This is a genomic window from Pseudomonas sp. GW821-FHT04C07 (assembly GCF_059420325.1).
This window is the reverse complement of the sequence record NZ_JBWKTM010000001.1, coordinates 1-15,088: the sequence shown is the minus strand read 5'-3', so window position 1 is coordinate 15,088 and position 15,088 is coordinate 1. Positions and strand designations below refer to the sequence as shown.

The following is a 15,088-nucleotide window of genomic DNA, read 5'->3' as shown; positions in this document are numbered from 1 at the left end:
AATTCAAGAGGTTGTAACCCACATGTTGCTGATGATCGATAACTACGACTCTTTTACCTACAACGTTGTGCAGTACCTCGGCGAGCTGGGTTCAGACGTCAAAGTGGTGCGTAACGATGAACTCACCATTGCCGAAATCGAAGCCCTCAAACCCGAGCGCATCGTTGTCTCCCCAGGCCCGTGCACTCCAACTGAAGCCGGCATTTCCCTGGAAGTCATCAAGCACTTCGCCGGCAAGTTGCCCATTCTGGGTGTGTGCCTTGGACATCAGTCCATCGGCCAGGCCTTTGGCGGCGATGTGGTGCGCGCCCGTCAAGTCATGCATGGTAAGACTAGCCCGGTATTCCACGAGGACAAGGGTGTGTTCGAAGGCTTGAATCATCCGCTGACGGTTACGCGTTATCACTCGCTGATCGTCAAGCGCGAAACCCTGCCCGATTGCCTGGAACTGACTGCCTGGACGCAATGTGAAGACGGCTCCATCGACGAGATCATGGGCCTTCGCCACAAAACGCTGAACATTGAGGGTGTGCAATTTCACCCGGAGTCGATCCTCACCGAGCAGGGCCACGAGCTGTTCGCCAATTTCCTCAAACAGAGCGGCGGCACGCGCTAAGGACTTTCCATGGATATCAAGACTGCCCTGAGCCGTATCGTCGGCCACCTGGACCTGAGTACTGATGAGATGCGCGATGTCATGCGCGAGATCATGACCGGGCAATGCACTGACGCGCAGATCGGCGCCTTTATGATGGCCATGCGCATGAAAAGCGAGAGCATCGACGAAATCGTCGGGGCGGTGTCGGTCATGCGTGAGCTGGCGGACAAGGTCGAACTGAAAACCCTCGATGGCGTGGTCGATGTGGTCGGCACCGGCGGTGACGGCGCGAACATTTTCAACGTGTCGACAGCGGCCTCGTTCGTGGTCGCCGCGGCCGGTTGTACTGTGGCCAAGCACGGTAACCGTGCGGTTTCCGGAAAAAGCGGCAGTGCCGATTTGCTGGAGGCAGCCGGCATCTACCTGAACCTGACACCCGTTCAAGTAGCCCGTTGCATCGATAACGTCGGCATCGGCTTCATGTTCGCTCAGTCCCATCACGGCGCAATGAAGTACGCCGCCGGGCCGCGCCGCGATTTGGGCCTGCGTACGCTGTTCAACATGCTTGGCCCGCTTACGAATCCGGCCGGCGTGAAGCATCAGGTGGTTGGCGTGTTTACTCAGGCGTTGTGCCGTCCATTGGCCGAAGTATTGCAGCGTATGGGCAGCAAGCATGTGCTGGTGGTGCATTCCCAGGATGGTCTGGACGAATTCAGCCTCGCGGCACCGACCTTTGTTGCTGAACTGAAAGATGGCGAAATAACCGAGTACTGGGTCCAGCCTGAAGACCTTGGTATAAAAAGTCAGAGTCTGTTCGGCCTGGTGGTCGAAAGCCCGGCGGCGTCGCTTGAATTGATTCGCGATGCCCTTGGGCGTCGTAAAACCGAGAACGGCCACAAAGCTGCGGAAATGATCGTGCTCAATGCCGGCGCCGCGCTGTATGCCGCCGATCATGCGAGTAGCCTCAAAGAGGGTGTTGCCCTGGCTCACGATGCACTGCACACCGGGCTGGCTCGGGAGAAGCTCGAAGAGTTGGGCGCGTTCACCGCGGTATTCAAGATGGAGAATGAAGGATGAGTGTGCCGACGGTTCTGGAAAAGATTCTCGCGCGCAAGGTTGAAGAAGTCGCTGAGCGCAGCGCTCGCGTGACGCTTGCCGAGCTGGAAGCACTGGCCAAGGTAGCTGATGCGCCTCGCGGTTTTGCCAAGGCGCTGATCGCCCAGGCCAAGCTCAAACACCCGGCAGTGATTGCCGAGATCAAAAAGGCCTCGCCAAGCAAAGGCGTGATCCGCGAGAACTTTGTGCCGGCAGATATCGCCAGGAGCTACGAGAAAGGCGGCGCGACTTGCCTGTCAGTGCTCACTGATATCGATTTCTTCCAGGGTGCCGACGCTTATCTGCAACAGGCGCGGGCAGCGTGCAAGTTGCCGGTTATCCGCAAGGATTTCATGGTCGATCCGTATCAGATCGTTGAGGCCCGGGCGCTGGGCGCTGATTGCGTGTTGTTGATCGTTTCCGCTCTGGATGACGTGAAAATGGCCGAGCTGGCCTCCGTGGCGAAAAGCGTTGGCCTCGATGTGCTGGTTGAAGTGCACGACGGTGACGAACTGGAGCGCGCCTTGAAAACCCTCGACACACCGCTGGTGGGCGTTAACAACCGCAATCTGCATACTTTCGACGTCAACCTGGAAACCACCCTGGATCTACTGCCGCGTATCCCGCGTGATCGCCTGGTGATTACCGAGAGTGGCATCTTCAATCGTGCCGATGTCGAGCTGATGGAAATCAGCGAAGTGTATTCGTTCCTGGTTGGCGAGGCGTTCATGCGCGCGGAGAATCCAGGGACTGAGCTGCAACGGTTGTTTTTCCCTGAGCGTGGTGTGCCGGTGAGCGGCTCCACTCTCGACTAAACCTGATTGAGTGAATAAGCCGGCGATGCCGGCTTTTTTTATACATACGTGCGCCATTGCAAAGGATTCGTACTGCCATGACTCAGCCCATTGCCTTGACCGTTGAAGCCGGTTTGCGCGCCGAGCAGGATTTGCTGGCCTCTGTTTGCGCTGGCGAACTCGAGTTTGGCCTGTTGTTCTGGCAGCCGAGTGATCGAGCGCTGGTTATGCCCAGACGTTTGAGCCGCCTGCCAGGCTTTGAGGCGGCAAGTATTGAGCTGGCCGCCAGCGGCTGGCCGGTGTTGTTGCGTGAGACCGGTGGTGAGCCGGTGCCGCAATCTTCGGCAACCATCAATATTGCACTGGTCTACGCGCCGCCACGCAGTGAAGGTGATCAGGGCCGGATCGAAGTCGCCTATCGCCGGTTGTGCGATCCGATCTGTGAGCTGCTCGCTGAACTCGGCGGCACACCTTCTCTGGGAGAAGTCGACGGCGCATTCTGCGACGGGCGTTTTAACGTCAATCTCGATGGTCGCAAGATGGTGGGCACCGCTCAGCGTTGGCGTCAGAGCAAGGGCGGCCAGCGTCCGGTGGGGTTGGTGCACGGTGCGCTGTTACTGGACAACGAGCGCGAGTCGATGGTCGCGGCGGTCAACCGTTTCAATGAAGCCTGTGGTCTTGAACAGCGTGTTCGTGCTCAGAGCCACATCGCCTTACATGAGCAATTCGCCGCCCCGGATGCAATCAAGCGGCTGGATACCCTGTATCGACAGCTACTGGCGAAGTTGCTGCCGGCTTAACGAGTGCCGAATACCACCATGGTCTTGCCTTTGACATTTACCAGGTTGCTCTCTTCCAGGTCCTTGAGTACGCGCCCGACCATTTCTCGTGAACAGCCGACGATCCGACCGATTTCCTGACGGGTCACTTTGATCTGCATACCGTCTGGATGGGTCATGGCATCCGGTTGCTTGCACAACTCCAGCAGGCAACGGGCTACCCGGCCGGTGACGTCGAAGAACGCCAGGTCGCCGACCTTGCGCGTGGTATCGCGCAGGCGCTGGGCAATCTGGCCGCTGACGACGTTGAGAATATCCGGGTCCTGCCGGGACAGTTCGCGGAACTTGCTGTAGCTGATCTCCGCCACGTCACATTCGATCTTGGCCCGTACCCAGGCGCTGCGTTGCTGTTCATGACCGGCTTGTTCAAATAAGCCCAGCTCACCGAAGAAGTCACCTGAGTTGAGATAGGCGATGATCATTTCCCGGCCATCGTCGTCCTCGATCAGGATGGTGACTGAACCTTTGATGATGAAAAACAGCGTGTCCGAACGATCGCCAGCACAGATGATGTTGCTTTTGGCCTGATAGCGTCGGCGCTGGCAGTGCATCAACAACTTGTCGAGGTTCTTGATCTTGGGTGTGGGGGTAATAGCAACCATGGTTGAATCCCGAAAAGACTGCACGGTGTGGTTTCGTTTTAGCTTTTTTATCGAGCGCAAGATGCTGCAAATAGCTGGCCAAACGCCATTGATTTGGCGCCAGCTTAACAGACGCATTCTGTAGAGATTCGGGAATTTACCTATCGGAAGCGGCAGTCTCTGACCTGGATGCAAAACGCTGTCCTTTCTGAGCCCTGTGCTAAGCTGGCGACCCTTTTTTAGCAGTGGAGTCTTGGCGATGAAGGCACGCATCCAATGGGCTGGCGAAGCCATGTTCCTCGGTGAATCGGGCAGCGGTCATGTGGTCGTAATGGATGGTCCGCCAGAAAGCGGCGGTCGCAACCTGGGTGTGCGGCCCATGGAAATGCTCCTGCTGGGCCTTGGCGGTTGCAGCAATTTCGATGTGGTCAGCATCTTGAAGAAGTCTCGCCAGGCAGTGGAAAGCTGCGAAGCCTTCCTTGAGGCTGAGCGCGCCAATGAAGACCCTAAAGTCTTCACCAAAATTCACCTGCATTTCGTGGTCAAGGGGCGGGCCCTGAAAGAAGCTCAGGTCAAACGCGCGATCGAGCTGTCGGCCGAGAAGTATTGCTCGGCGTCGATCATGCTCGGTGCCGCCGGCGTCGCCATTACTCACGACTATGAGATTGTCGAACTCGGTTGAATCGACATTCAAGTATCATAAAAGCAGTGCAGACTCTGGCGATCATTGGCCGAGGTCTGCATAATGCGCCACTTTTTTCAGGGCAGTGATCGCTTTCAAGGCAGGTCACTTGCCCGAGCAGACAACCAAAATCGCCATCGCGAAGAGGTGTTAACCGTCCTACGCAGGTGCGTCGTTCGCATCTGACGGGCATGCTTGATCACGCGGCCGGGCCGCAATACAAAGAGAGTTTTTAACGGTGAAAAGCAAACTCAAGCTCCACGGGTTCAATAACCTGACAAAGACCTTGAGCTTCAACATCTATGACATCTGCTACGCGGAAACCCCGCAGGACCAACAGGCTTACGTCGAGTACATCAACCAAGAGTACGACGCCGAACGCCTGACGCAGATTCTTACCGATGTTGTCGATATCATTGGTGCCAACATCCTGAACATCGCCCGTCAGGATTACGATCCGCAAGGCGCCAGCGTGACCATTCTGATTTCCGAGCAGCCGGTGACACCTACCGACAGCCAGATCGAAGAATCCCCGGGGCCACTGCCCGAGACCATCCTGGCTCACCTCGACAAAAGCCACATCACCGTACATACCTATCCGGAGATTCATCCGGTGGACGGTATCGCGACTTTCCGTGTGGATATCGATGTGTCGACGTGCGGGGTTATTTCACCGCTTAAAGCGCTCAACTATCTGATTCACCAGTTCGACTCGGATATCGTTACCGTGGATTACCGCGTGCGCGGTTTCACCCGTGATGTTGAAGGCAAGAAGCACTTCATCGATCACGAGATCAACTCGATTCAGAATTACCTCTCCGAGGACACCCGCGACGGTTACCAGATGACCGACGTGAATGTGTACCAAGAGAACCTGTTCCACACCAAGATGCTGCTCAAGAACTTCGAACTGGATAACTACCTGTTCGGCGACGCCACCAGCAACTTGTCGGTCGAACAGCGCGCTCAGGTTACTGAGCGGGTGAAGCACGAAATGCTGGAGATCTTCTACGCTCGCAACATGTCGAGCTGATCTGCCAAGCAAAAAAAGGGCGCTAATTCAGCGCCCTTTTTTGTGCCCGCAGTTTTGGTTACAGACTAGATCCGATAGGTGCTCTTGGTCATGACCTTGGCCATCAGACTCATGCCGAACTTGACTGGCGCCGGGAAGCGGAAACCACCGGCATCCAGGGCGCTTTCGGCGTGCAGCTCTTCATCGATGCGCATCTGCTCGAGAATTGCCCGGGACTTCTCGTCTTCGGCAGGCAGTTGCTCCAGGTGTTCATTCAAATGTTTGCATACCTGATCTTCAGTCGCGGCCACGAAGCCGAGGCTGACTTTGTCGCTGATCAGCCCGGCAACCGCGCCAATGCCGAACGACATGCCGTAGAACAACGGGTTCAATAGGCTGGTATGGCTTCCCAATTGGCGGATGCGTTGTTCGCACCAGACCAGGTGGTCGATCTCTTCTTCGGCGGCATGCTCCATCGCGGCCCGCACCTGCGGCAGCTTGGCGGTCAGGGCCTGGCCCTGATACAGCGCCTGGGCACAGACTTCGCCGGTATGGTTGATGCGCATCAGGCCGGCAACGTGCCGGGCGTCCGCATCGCTCAACTGCGCGTCAGGCTGCACGATGGCCGGTGAAGGGCGATAGGGCTGGCCGCTGAAAGGCAGCAGGGTGCGCATGGCCGCGTCGGCTTGCAGCAAAAGACGGTCAATCGGCGAGTAGTGACGTTGGGTAGTCATGCTTACCTCCGGGAAGAATCACGGTGGCCAGTTTACCCCAATCGATGAGGCGAAGCCTGCGCTGGATCAGCACACCCTTGGCTGCAATGGTGCGAAGGGTGTGCGGCAAAGGTGGGTTCTAGAGCAATCAGCCCGGAGGCCAGTGCATCTGACGCTGGCCGAGCACGTGCATATGAATGTGATAGACGGTCTGCCCGCCCAGCTCATTGCAGTTCATGACCACACGAAAGCCTGCTTCGCAGCCAAGTTCTTTGGCCAGACGTTGGGCGGTGAACAGCATATGTCCAGCCAGCGCCTTGTCATCCTCTGTGAGGTCGTTAAGCGTGCGGACCGGTTTCTTCGGAATGACCAGAAAGTGTACCGGTGCCTGTGGGGCAATATCGTGGAAGGCCAGTACCTGGTCATCCTCGTAGATGATCTTCGCGGGTATTTCTCTGTTGATGATCTTGGTGAACAGAGTATCCACAGCTGTTGCTCCGTTGTGTTGGTCCGGGCTGAGTGTACTCAGGTGACCTGCCTGCGCCCAGCCCTTTACATGGTTGTGAGTTAACGCGGGCAGTAAGTCTTGTTGATGACACCGGCAATTTTTCGTATGAGCCAGCGTGAGCCAAGGCGTGGAACAAAGGCGCGCCAGCGGTTGCGACGCCCGGGAATAATGATTGCGCGGTTCTTTTCCAAAGCGCGTACGGTGTAGAGCGCAACCTCCTCGGGGCTCATCAGCAGTTTGCTGCTTTCCAGCTTGCTTGCGTCGAGCTGAGCGGTGCGGAAGAAGGCAGTGCGCGTCGGCCCAGGGCAGAGCACCGATACCTTTACCGCGCATTTTTTCAGCTCTTCGCGCAGACCTTCCGAGAAATGCAGGACATATGCCTTGCTGGCGTAGTACGTACTCATCCAGGGGCCTGGGTGAAAGGCCGCGATCGATGCGACATTCAGAATCTGCCCGCCACCATAAAGAGCCATGGTGTTGCCAACGGCATGGCACAAACGGGTGAGGGCGAGAATGTTCACTTCGATCAGGTCTTGTTCCGTCATCCAGTCCTGGGCCAGAAACGGACCGCAGGTGCCGATGCCGGCGCAATTGACCAGCAAATCAATCTGACGGTCACCTTCTTCAAGCTCCAGCAAAAAGCCGGAGAGGCGCAGCGGCTCTCCGAGGTCGCAGGCACGGAACAATACTTCCACGCCAAAGCGCTGGGTCAGTTCTATCGCAATGCTTTCCAACTGATCACGTTGGCGGGCCACCAGAATCAGGCTGCGGCCACGTCTTGCCAGCGCTTCGGCCATGGCCAGGCCAATGCCGCTGGAAGCACCAGTGATCAGAGCGTAACGGGTCATGCAAATCTCCATCGCAACGGCTTCGCACCTGGGACAAAGGTGTCACAGGCGCAGAGCGCTTTTCATTCTTGCGCAGAGTCTACAGGGGGCTGAGCTGATTGGGCTGCATCTGTCGCTGGTTCGATGTTTTCGTAGCTCCTCGGCGAGCTGCTCTCGTACTCATCTTTGAGAGTGTAAGGCCGCCAGCGATTGCGTCGATGAGCACCGCGGCAAGCAAGACCAGCCAGAGTGAAGACAGCGCTTTGACTGTTGTGCTGTCCAACGGCCTCAGCGCGGCCAGCGTTTTGGCAATCGCGTGGCAAGCTCTTGCGCGCTGCGGTATTCGGCGTCCAGGCGTGCCACCAATTGATCGACGCTGGGCAGATCATCAATTTCACCTACCCCCTGGCCAGCCGACCAAACGGTTTTCCAGGCTTTGGCTTCGTCGCTGAGGGGCTTGAGTTTCGACCCGAAGTTGACCTCACCCTTGCCCTGCAGCACCCCCAAATCGAAACCGGCATTTACCAGGCTCTGGCGCATGAAGCTTGCGGGGACGCCGGACACCGCTGGGGTGTGAATGATGTCGGCGGCCTTGGAGCTCAGTAGCATCTCTTTGTAAGCTTCAGGTGCGTGGCTTTCGGTTGTGCCAATAAAGCGTGTGCCGAAATACGCCAGATCCGCACCGAGCAGTTGTGCGGCAAGAATCTCGTGGCCGTGGTTCAAGCAACCGGCCAGTAGCAGGGTCTTGTCGAAGAACTGGCGGATTTCGGCAATCAGTGAGAACGGACTCCAGGTCCCGGCATGTCCGCCAGCACCGGCGGCGACCGCAATCAATCCGTCCACGCCAGCTTCAGCGGCTTTTTCAGCGTGGCGACGAGTTGTGACATCGTGAAACACCAGCCCTCCATAACTGTGTACCGCATCGACGAGCTCTTTCACCGCGCCGAGGCTGGTGATGACAATCGGCACTTTGTGTTCGATACAGATCGCCAGATCCGCCTCAAGCCGCGGGTTGCTATGGTGAACGATCAAATTCACGGCATAGGGCGCAGGATTTTCCAGCGCCGCCAGTCCTGCTTCAATTTCCTCGAGCCAGGCTTTGAAACCGCTGCTTTCACGTTGGTTGAGAGCGGGAAAGCTCCCGACCACGCCGTTACGACAGCAAGCCAGTACCAACTGCGGGTTGGAAATCAGGAACATCGGCGCTGCCACGACAGGCAGACGCAAGCGTTCTTCTAGCAGGGCGGGCAGCGACATTGAAAGTACCCCGAATAGTTGCGACTAGTAGGATTTAGAACGGCCGCACAACGACCAGAATTACGATTGCCAGCAATATCAGAACAGGCACTTCATTGAACCAGCGATAAAAAACGTGGCTGCGGGTGTTTTCGCCGCGGGCAAAGCGTTTTACCTGTGCGCCGCACATATGATGGTAGCCAATCAGGATTACCACGAGGGTCAACTTAGCGTGCATCCAGGCGCCTTGGCCGAAGTAGGTGCTCGGGTTGAGACTTATCAGCCAGATCCCGAATGCCAGCGTGGCGATCATCGCCGGGCCCATGATCCCGCGGTATAGCTTGCGCTCCATGATGCTGAAGCGCTCTTTGCTAACGCTGTCTTCACTTTGCGCGTGGTAGACGAATAGTCGCGGCAGGTAAAACAGGCCGGCAAACCAGCAGACCAGACTGATAATGTGAAAAGCTTTGAGCCACAGATACAGCATTTTTAGTTATTCCCAGGTTCACGGTAGTCCGAATAGTAGAGGCTTGAGCCTCCGTACGTCACCTTGACGGTTGTCGCAGGCCTGCGCGGCCCCTATTATCGACGGCTTTCCAGTGGTTCGTTGAGGGCAGGTATATGGTCAAGGTCGGTATCGTCGGCGGCACGGGTTACACCGGTGTCGAACTGTTGCGTCTGTTGGCACAGCATCCGCAAGCTGAAGTGGTAGTGATCACTTCCCGATCCGAGGCGGGCCTGGCCGTTGCCGACATGTACCCGAACCTGCGAGGCCATTACGACGGCCTGGCGTTCAGCGTGCCGGACATCGAGACATTGGCTGCCTGTGATGTGGTGTTCTTCGCCACACCGCACGGTGTTGCTCATGCATTGGCGGGCGAGTTGCTGGCAGCGGGCACCAAGGTTATCGACCTGTCGGCAGACTTCCGTTTGCAGGATGCTGATGAATGGGCCAAGTGGTACGGCCAGCCTCATGGCGCGCCACAGCTGCTGGAAGAAGCCGTTTACGGTTTACCTGAAGTCAATCGCGAGCAAATCAAACAGGCGCGCCTGATTGCGGTGCCGGGTTGCTATCCAACGGCCACGCAATTGGGCTTCCTGCCATTGCTTGAGGCTGGGCTGGCAGATACCACACGCTTGATCGCTGACTGCAAGTCGGGTGTCAGCGGCGCCGGTCGCGGTGCCAGCGTTGGTTCGCTGTATTCCGAGACCTCCGAAAGCATGAAGGCCTATGCGGTCAAAGGGCATCGTCATTTGCCTGAGATTCGCCAGGGACTGCGTCGCGCAGCCGGCAAGGATGTCGGCCTGACCTTCGTCCCGCATCTGACGCCAATGATTCGTGGTATTCACTCGACGCTCTACGCGACCGTTGTGGACAGGTCGGTGGATCTGCAGGCGTTATTTGAAAAACGCTATGCCAATGAGCCATTCGTCGATGTCATGCCAGCGGGCAGTCATCCGGAAACCCGTAGCGTACGCGGCGCCAATGTCTGCCGTATCGCCGTTCATCGCCCACAAGACGGTGATCTGGTGGTGGTGTTGTCGGTGATCGATAACCTGGTCAAAGGAGCGTCGGGTCAGGCGGTACAGAACCTGAACATCCTGTTCGGTCTGGATGAGCGCTTGGGCCTGTCCCACGCCGGGATGCTGCCGTAAGGGAGTTATCTCCTACTTGCTATACCATAACAATAGTTGACCGCTTTTCTAGGAGAAGCGGATAATGCGCGTCATCACGCATTATGGCGGCGTAACGCCGGGAGATAGTCAGCATGAGCGTCGAATCCTTCACCCCCACGGCTTTGCAATTTACCCACGGTGCCGCGCACAAGGTAAAGAGCCTGGTCGATGAAGAGGGTAATGATCGCTTGAAGCTGCGCGTATTCGTTACGGGCGGCGGTTGTTCAGGGTTTCAATACGGCTTCACCTTCGATGAAGAAGTGGCCGATGACGACACCATCGTTGAGCGCGAAGGCGTCAGTCTGGTAGTCGATCCGATGAGCTTCCAGTACCTGGCAGGCGCCGAGGTGGATTATCAGGAAGGTTTGGAAGGTTCTCGTTTCGTAATCAAGAACCCGAATGCCACTACGACGTGTGGTTGCGGTTCTTCGTTCTCGATCTGATCGATCAGCGCTGTACCCGTTTCACTCAACGCCGCATGGCTTCAGAGCTCTGCGGCGTTTTGCTGTCTATCGATCAAGCGGGATAGATAGCACCGAGTACACGCAAGCCTTGAGCACCGGTGACGCTGGGGCGATTGGCTGCAATGCCTTCCAGGCAGCAATGGGCCAGCCAGGCAAACGCCATGGCTTCGACCCAGTCCGGGTCTACGCCGTAAGCAGCGGTGCTGCTGACTTTGGTGTTTGGCAGCAGGGCGGCGAGGCGGCTCATCAATGCTGCGTTGTGGGCGCCACCGCCGCAGACCAGCAGCTCTTGCGTCCCGCTTTGCGCTGCTTGTAATGACTCGACGATGGTCAGTGCGGTCAATTCAAGCAGTGTCGCTTGCACGTCTTCGGCGGAAAACTCTGGCAGGCAGCGCAGATGCTGCTGGAGCCATTCAAGATTGAATACTTCACGACCGGTGCTCTTTGGGCCTTTGGCCAGGAAGAAGGGGTCGCTGAGCAAGGCTTTCAGCAGCGCGGGCCCTACCTTCCCACTGGCGGCCCATTGGCCATCGCGATCAAAGTTGTCGCCGCGCTGCGAGTGAATCCAGGCATCAAGCAAAACGTTTCCGGGGCCGCAGTCAAAGCCCGCGACGGGCTTGCCAGTCTCGATCAGGCTGAGATTGCTGAATCCGCCGACATTCAGCACTGCGCGATTGCCTGCACGCTCATCAAACAGCGCTTCGTGGAAGGCTGGAACCAGCGGAGCGCCCTGCCCGCCAGCGGCAACGTCACGGCTGCGGAAGTCGCTGACGACGGTGATGCCGGTGAGCTCGGTCAGCAGGGCTGGATTGCCGATCTGGACAGTGAAGCCCCGTGCAGGCTCATGGCGAATGGTTTGCCCGTGGCTGCCAATCGCTCGAATATCTTCAGGCTTCAGTTTCTGTTGAGCGAGGAGGGTGCGGATGCCCTGAGCGGCCAGTTGCACCCAGTGCTGCTGGGCGATGGCGGAGCGGGCAATCTCGTCCGGGCCGCTGGCACACAAGCCAAGCATCTCGGCGCGCAGGGTTTCAGGCATGGGGATGTAATGCGTGGCGATCAGCTTGATCGCCGGTGCTTGCTCGATCAGCGCGATATCCAGGCCATCAAGGCTGGTCCCGGACATCACACCTATATAGAGCGCCATGACTTAGCGTTTACTCGAAGCCAGCATGGTGGCTTTCTCTTGCTCCATCCGCGCCATCAGCGGCTGACTTTGCTGCAGGAAGCGCGCACGTTCCGCTTTGGCGATCGGGTCGGCCATTGGCAGCTTCTGGCCCAGCGGGTCGACGTGTACACCGTTGACCTGGAACTCATAGTGCAAGTGTGGACCAGTGGAGAGCCCGGTGGTGCCGATATAACCGATAACCTGGCCCTGCTTGACGTTGCCGCCAGTCTGGATGCCTTTGGCGAAGCCCTGCATGTGGCCATAGAGCGTGCGATAGGTATTGCCGTGCTGGATGATCACGGTGTTGCCGTAGCCACCGCGGCGGCCGGCCAATAGAACCTTGCCATCACCGGCGGCCTTGATCGGCGTACCGCGAGGGGCTGCATAGTCGACACCTTTGTGGGCGCGGATCTTGTTCAGGATCGGGTGCTTACGCCCCATGGAGAAGCGCGAGCTGATGCGGGCGAAGTCCACGGGAGTACGGATAAAGGCTTTGCGCATGCTGTTGCCATCAGCGGTGTAGTAGCTGCTGGAGCCTTGCTTGTTGGTGTAGCGCACGGCGGTGTACGTCTTGCCGCGGTTGGTGAAGCGTGCGGAAAGGATCGGGCCGGTGCCGACGGTTTTACCGTTGATGACCTTTTGTTCGTAGATCACATCGAATTCGTCACCCTGACGAATATCCTGGGCGAAGTCGACGTCATAGCCGAACACGCTGGCCATATCCATGGTCAGACTATGAGACAGACCGGCACGTGCGGCGGATTGCGAGAGCGAGCTGTTGATCACGCCATGAACGTAGGCGGAGCGTACTGTGGGCTTGGTGGTGACACGGTTGAAAGCAAAGCCCTTGGCACCTTTGGTCAGGCTAATGCTTTCCAGGTCGCTGACCTTGCTGTGCAAGTTGTTCAACTGGCCATTGGGGCTCAATTCGAACTCGAGTTTCTGGCCGTGCTTGAGCTGAGTAAACAGTTTGGCCTGTTTGTCGCTGGCCAGGACTTCATGCACCGATGTCGTTGGCAGACCGACTTTCTCGAACAGTGTGGAGAGCGTGTCGCCTTTGGCAACAATAACTTCCCTGTGAAGAGGGGGTTTTTTCTCTTCTACAACCGCTGGAACAGGCCGTGCCTGAGCGGTTTCCTTGCTGTCTTCGGGGCTGTTTTCGATTTGTGCAAATGGGGGCGCTAGCGCTTCATTTGTGGCTTGTTCCGCATCGGAAGCGTCTTGATCTTGTGTCAGTTGCTGAACCGGGCTTTCCAGGTCAAGACTCAGAGTCGTTCTTTTGGCTTCTACATCGCTTGAAGGGAATACCAGGAGCGCCAGGCTGAGAAGAGCGGCAATACCACTTGCGGCGAGCAGGTGGGTCTTCGGATAAAGCGGCGGCGCCTTAGTCGGTTCTGTGAGCATAGGTAATTTGACTTTGATAAAGATGAATTGGAAAAGATGAATGACATGATGAAGATGAAATAACTGTATAAAATATAACCAAATCATCTGTGAAGCAAGCCCGCGGACACTCTGTTCGTGGATTGGCCTCCGTACGCCGGGCAAAACTTGTAATTAGTCCGCGATCTTGTATGGTTGGTTCCCTTTGAATCTGAGCCTTGCGGGTCTGTTATGAAGTCGGTTGAAGAACAGCTAGCGCTGATCAAACGTGGTGCGGAAGAGGTGTTGGTCGAGTCCGAGCTGGTCGAAAAGCTCAAGCGTGGTCAGCCACTACGTATTAAGGCTGGTTTCGATCCGACCGCGCCGGATTTGCACCTGGGTCATACGGTGCTTATCAATAAGCTGCGTCAGTTCCAGGACTTGGGGCATCAGGTGATTTTCCTGATAGGCGACTTCACCGGAATGATTGGTGATCCGAGCGGCAAGAGCGTAACGCGTCCTCCGTTGACTCGTGAGCAGGTCCTCGAAAATGCCGAGACTTACAAGAGTCAGGTATTCAAGATTCTTGATCCGGCCAAGACCGAGGTGGCGTTCAACTCCACCTGGATGGACAAGATGGGGCCGGCGGATTTCATTCGTCTCACCTCGCAGTACACCGTAGCGCGCATGCTTGAGCGCGACGACTTCAACAATCGTTACTCGACCAATCAGCCGATCGCGATCCATGAGTTCCTTTATCCGCTGGTTCAGGGGTATGACTCGGTGGCGCTGCGTGCCGATGTCGAGCTGGGCGGTACAGATCAGAAGTTCAATCTGCTGATGGGGCGCGAGTTGCAGCGTTCTTATGGGCAGGAGGCGCAGTGCATCCTCACCATGCCTTTGCTTGAAGGTCTGGATGGCGTGAAGAAGATGTCCAAGTCTCTGGGCAACTACGTCGGGATTCAGGAAGCGCCAGGCGTGATGTATGGCAAGCTGGTGTCTATTCCGGATGCGCTGATGTGGCGCTACTTCGAGTTGCTGAGCTTCCGCTCGATGGATGAGATTGCCGTATTTAAGGCTGATGTAGAGGCTGGCGCCAATCCTCGTGACATAAAAATCAAGCTGGCTGAAGAAATCGTAGCGCGCTTCCATGGTGAAGAGGCCGCGGCGAATGCTCATCGCGCGGCTGGCAATCGCATGAAGGATGGTGAGTTGCCGGATGATCTGCCTGAGATCGAATTGACTGCTGCCGAAGATATGCCGATTGCCGCCGTCCTTAATAAGGCGGGCCTGGTGAAGAATTCGGCAGTGGCGCGCGACCTTCTTGGTTCTGGTGGTGTGCGTATAGATGGTGAGGTGGTTGATCGTACCTATATATATGCATTGGGTGCGACCCATGTTTGTCAGGCTGGTAAGAAGGCTTTTGCGCGTATTACGCTAAAGCCTGAATAAAGCGTCAATTAACCCTTGACGGCAGAATCTGGAAGCCTATAATTCGCCCCACTTCCGGCGCAGTCGAAACGGAAAACTCCTTG

General features: G+C 57.0%; 17 protein-coding genes. 9 read left to right on the top strand and 8 right to left on the bottom strand.

The window, feature by feature from the left end:
* Positions 1-22: 22 nt before the first annotated feature.
* The 4 genes from AC07UI_RS00085 (at position 23) to AC07UI_RS00070 (ending at position 3,287) form a co-directional block, all read left to right on the top strand.
* The gene (locus AC07UI_RS00085) at positions 23-616 is read left to right on the top strand and encodes an aminodeoxychorismate/anthranilate synthase component II (protein ID WP_494990539.1); all 594 of its coding nucleotides are present in this window, start codon (positions 23-25) and stop codon (positions 614-616) included.
* A gap of 9 nt (positions 617-625) precedes the next feature.
* Positions 626-1,675, top strand: a complete 1,050-nt coding sequence (gene trpD / locus AC07UI_RS00080) for an anthranilate phosphoribosyltransferase (RefSeq protein WP_494990538.1) — start codon at positions 626-628, stop codon at positions 1,673-1,675.
* The gene (gene trpC, locus AC07UI_RS00075) at positions 1,672-2,508 is read left to right on the top strand and encodes an indole-3-glycerol phosphate synthase TrpC (protein WP_494990537.1); all 837 of its coding nucleotides are present in this window, start codon (positions 1,672-1,674) and stop codon (positions 2,506-2,508) included. The genes trpD and trpC overlap by 4 nt, the downstream gene beginning before the upstream one ends.
* Positions 2,509-2,585: 77 nt before the next feature.
* Entirely contained in the window at positions 2,586-3,287 is a 702-nt protein-coding gene (locus AC07UI_RS00070) for a lipoate--protein ligase family protein (RefSeq protein WP_494990536.1), read from the top strand.
* Here the strand turns inward: AC07UI_RS00070 and crp are convergent.
* Complete coding sequence (crp, locus tag AC07UI_RS00065; RefSeq protein ID WP_494990535.1) at positions 3,284-3,928, bottom strand: cAMP-activated global transcriptional regulator CRP; 645 nt, start codon at positions 3,926-3,928, stop codon at positions 3,284-3,286. The genes AC07UI_RS00070 and crp overlap by 4 nt on opposite strands.
* A gap of 238 nt (positions 3,929-4,166) precedes the next feature.
* Between crp and AC07UI_RS00060 the strand changes: the two genes are divergently transcribed.
* Together AC07UI_RS00060 and speD are read left to right on the top strand one after the other, a co-directional pair.
* On the top strand, positions 4,167-4,589 hold the full coding sequence (locus AC07UI_RS00060; RefSeq protein ID WP_494990534.1) for an OsmC family protein: 423 nt from the start codon (positions 4,167-4,169) through the stop codon (positions 4,587-4,589).
* 238 nt (positions 4,590-4,827) lie between these two features.
* Positions 4,828-5,622, top strand: coding sequence for an adenosylmethionine decarboxylase (speD, locus tag AC07UI_RS00055; RefSeq protein ID WP_494990533.1), 795 nt, complete (start codon positions 4,828-4,830; stop codon positions 5,620-5,622).
* 65 nt (positions 5,623-5,687) lie between these two features.
* Here the strand turns inward: speD and coq7 are convergent, their stop codons facing one another.
* The 5 genes from coq7 to hemJ form a co-directional block, all read right to left on the bottom strand.
* A complete protein-coding gene (coq7, locus tag AC07UI_RS00050; protein ID WP_494990532.1) occupies positions 5,688-6,335 on the bottom strand; it encodes a 2-polyprenyl-3-methyl-6-methoxy-1,4-benzoquinone monooxygenase in 648 nt (215 codons plus the stop codon).
* A 127-nt stretch (positions 6,336-6,462) separates the two neighbouring features.
* Positions 6,463-6,801, bottom strand: coding sequence for a histidine triad nucleotide-binding protein (locus tag AC07UI_RS00045; RefSeq protein WP_494990531.1), 339 nt, complete (start codon positions 6,799-6,801; stop codon positions 6,463-6,465).
* Between the two features lie 80 nt (positions 6,802-6,881).
* Positions 6,882-7,670, bottom strand: a complete 789-nt coding sequence (locus AC07UI_RS00040; protein ID WP_494990530.1) for an SDR family NAD(P)-dependent oxidoreductase — start codon at positions 7,668-7,670, stop codon at positions 6,882-6,884.
* Positions 7,671-7,937: 267 nt separating this feature from the next.
* Entirely contained in the window at positions 7,938-8,906 is a 969-nt protein-coding gene (locus tag AC07UI_RS00035) for an NAD(P)H-dependent flavin oxidoreductase (protein WP_494990529.1), read from the bottom strand.
* 34 nt (positions 8,907-8,940) lie between these two features.
* On the bottom strand, positions 8,941-9,372 hold the full coding sequence (gene hemJ / locus AC07UI_RS00030; protein WP_494990528.1) for a protoporphyrinogen oxidase HemJ: 432 nt from the start codon (positions 9,370-9,372) through the stop codon (positions 8,941-8,943).
* Positions 9,373-9,506: 134 nt separating this feature from the next.
* Between hemJ and argC the strand changes: the two genes are divergently transcribed.
* Both argC and erpA read left to right on the top strand, forming a co-directional pair.
* Entirely contained in the window at positions 9,507-10,541 is a 1,035-nt protein-coding gene (argC, locus tag AC07UI_RS00025) for an N-acetyl-gamma-glutamyl-phosphate reductase (RefSeq protein ID WP_494990527.1), read from the top strand.
* A 113-nt stretch (positions 10,542-10,654) separates the two neighbouring features.
* Positions 10,655-11,005: an iron-sulfur cluster insertion protein ErpA gene (gene erpA / locus AC07UI_RS00020; protein ID WP_007906865.1), complete on the top strand. Its 351-nt coding sequence runs from the start codon at positions 10,655-10,657 to the stop codon at positions 11,003-11,005.
* 73 nt (positions 11,006-11,078) lie between these two features.
* Here the strand turns inward: erpA and AC07UI_RS00015 are convergent, their stop codons facing one another.
* Both AC07UI_RS00015 and AC07UI_RS00010 read right to left on the bottom strand, forming a co-directional pair.
* Positions 11,079-12,170: an anhydro-N-acetylmuramic acid kinase gene (locus AC07UI_RS00015; RefSeq protein WP_494990526.1), complete on the bottom strand. Its 1,092-nt coding sequence runs from the start codon at positions 12,168-12,170 to the stop codon at positions 11,079-11,081.
* 3 nt (positions 12,171-12,173) lie between these two features.
* Positions 12,174-13,595: a peptidoglycan DD-metalloendopeptidase family protein gene (locus AC07UI_RS00010; protein ID WP_494990525.1), complete on the bottom strand. Its 1,422-nt coding sequence runs from the start codon at positions 13,593-13,595 to the stop codon at positions 12,174-12,176.
* Positions 13,596-13,805: 210 nt separating this feature from the next.
* On the opposite strand from AC07UI_RS00010, the gene tyrS reads away from it, so the two are divergent.
* Positions 13,806-15,005, top strand: a complete 1,200-nt coding sequence (gene tyrS, locus AC07UI_RS00005; RefSeq protein ID WP_494990524.1) for a tyrosine--tRNA ligase — start codon at positions 13,806-13,808, stop codon at positions 15,003-15,005.
* Positions 15,006-15,088: the final 83 nt, after the last annotated feature.

Bases quoted from the DNA above. Each gene is read 5' to 3' on its own strand.
- AC07UI_RS00070 (WP_494990536.1), top strand. From the start codon at position 2,586: ATGACTCAGCCCATTGCCTTGACCGTTGAAGCCGGTTTGCGCGCCGAG.
- AC07UI_RS00010 (WP_494990525.1), bottom strand. From the start codon at position 13,595: ATGCTCACAGAACCGACTAAGGCGCCGCCGCTTTATCCGAAGACCCAC.
- AC07UI_RS00085 (WP_494990539.1), top strand. From the start codon at position 23: ATGTTGCTGATGATCGATAACTACGACTCTTTTACCTACAACGTTGTG.
- trpC (WP_494990537.1), top strand. From the start codon at position 1,672: ATGAGTGTGCCGACGGTTCTGGAAAAGATTCTCGCGCGCAAGGTTGAA.
- tyrS (WP_494990524.1), top strand. From the start codon at position 13,806: ATGAAGTCGGTTGAAGAACAGCTAGCGCTGATCAAACGTGGTGCGGAA.
- trpD (WP_494990538.1), top strand. From the start codon at position 626: ATGGATATCAAGACTGCCCTGAGCCGTATCGTCGGCCACCTGGACCTG.
- erpA (WP_007906865.1), top strand. From the start codon at position 10,655: ATGAGCGTCGAATCCTTCACCCCCACGGCTTTGCAATTTACCCACGGT.
- hemJ (WP_494990528.1), bottom strand. From the start codon at position 9,372: ATGCTGTATCTGTGGCTCAAAGCTTTTCACATTATCAGTCTGGTCTGC.
- AC07UI_RS00040 (WP_494990530.1), bottom strand. From the start codon at position 7,670: ATGACCCGTTACGCTCTGATCACTGGTGCTTCCAGCGGCATTGGCCTG.
- AC07UI_RS00035 (WP_494990529.1), bottom strand. From the start codon at position 8,906: ATGTCGCTGCCCGCCCTGCTAGAAGAACGCTTGCGTCTGCCTGTCGTG.
- crp (WP_494990535.1), bottom strand. From the start codon at position 3,928: ATGGTTGCTATTACCCCCACACCCAAGATCAAGAACCTCGACAAGTTG.
- AC07UI_RS00060 (WP_494990534.1), top strand. From the start codon at position 4,167: ATGAAGGCACGCATCCAATGGGCTGGCGAAGCCATGTTCCTCGGTGAA.
- coq7 (WP_494990532.1), bottom strand. From the start codon at position 6,335: ATGACTACCCAACGTCACTACTCGCCGATTGACCGTCTTTTGCTGCAA.
- AC07UI_RS00015 (WP_494990526.1), bottom strand. From the start codon at position 12,170: ATGGCGCTCTATATAGGTGTGATGTCCGGGACCAGCCTTGATGGCCTG.
- argC (WP_494990527.1), top strand. From the start codon at position 9,507: ATGGTCAAGGTCGGTATCGTCGGCGGCACGGGTTACACCGGTGTCGAA.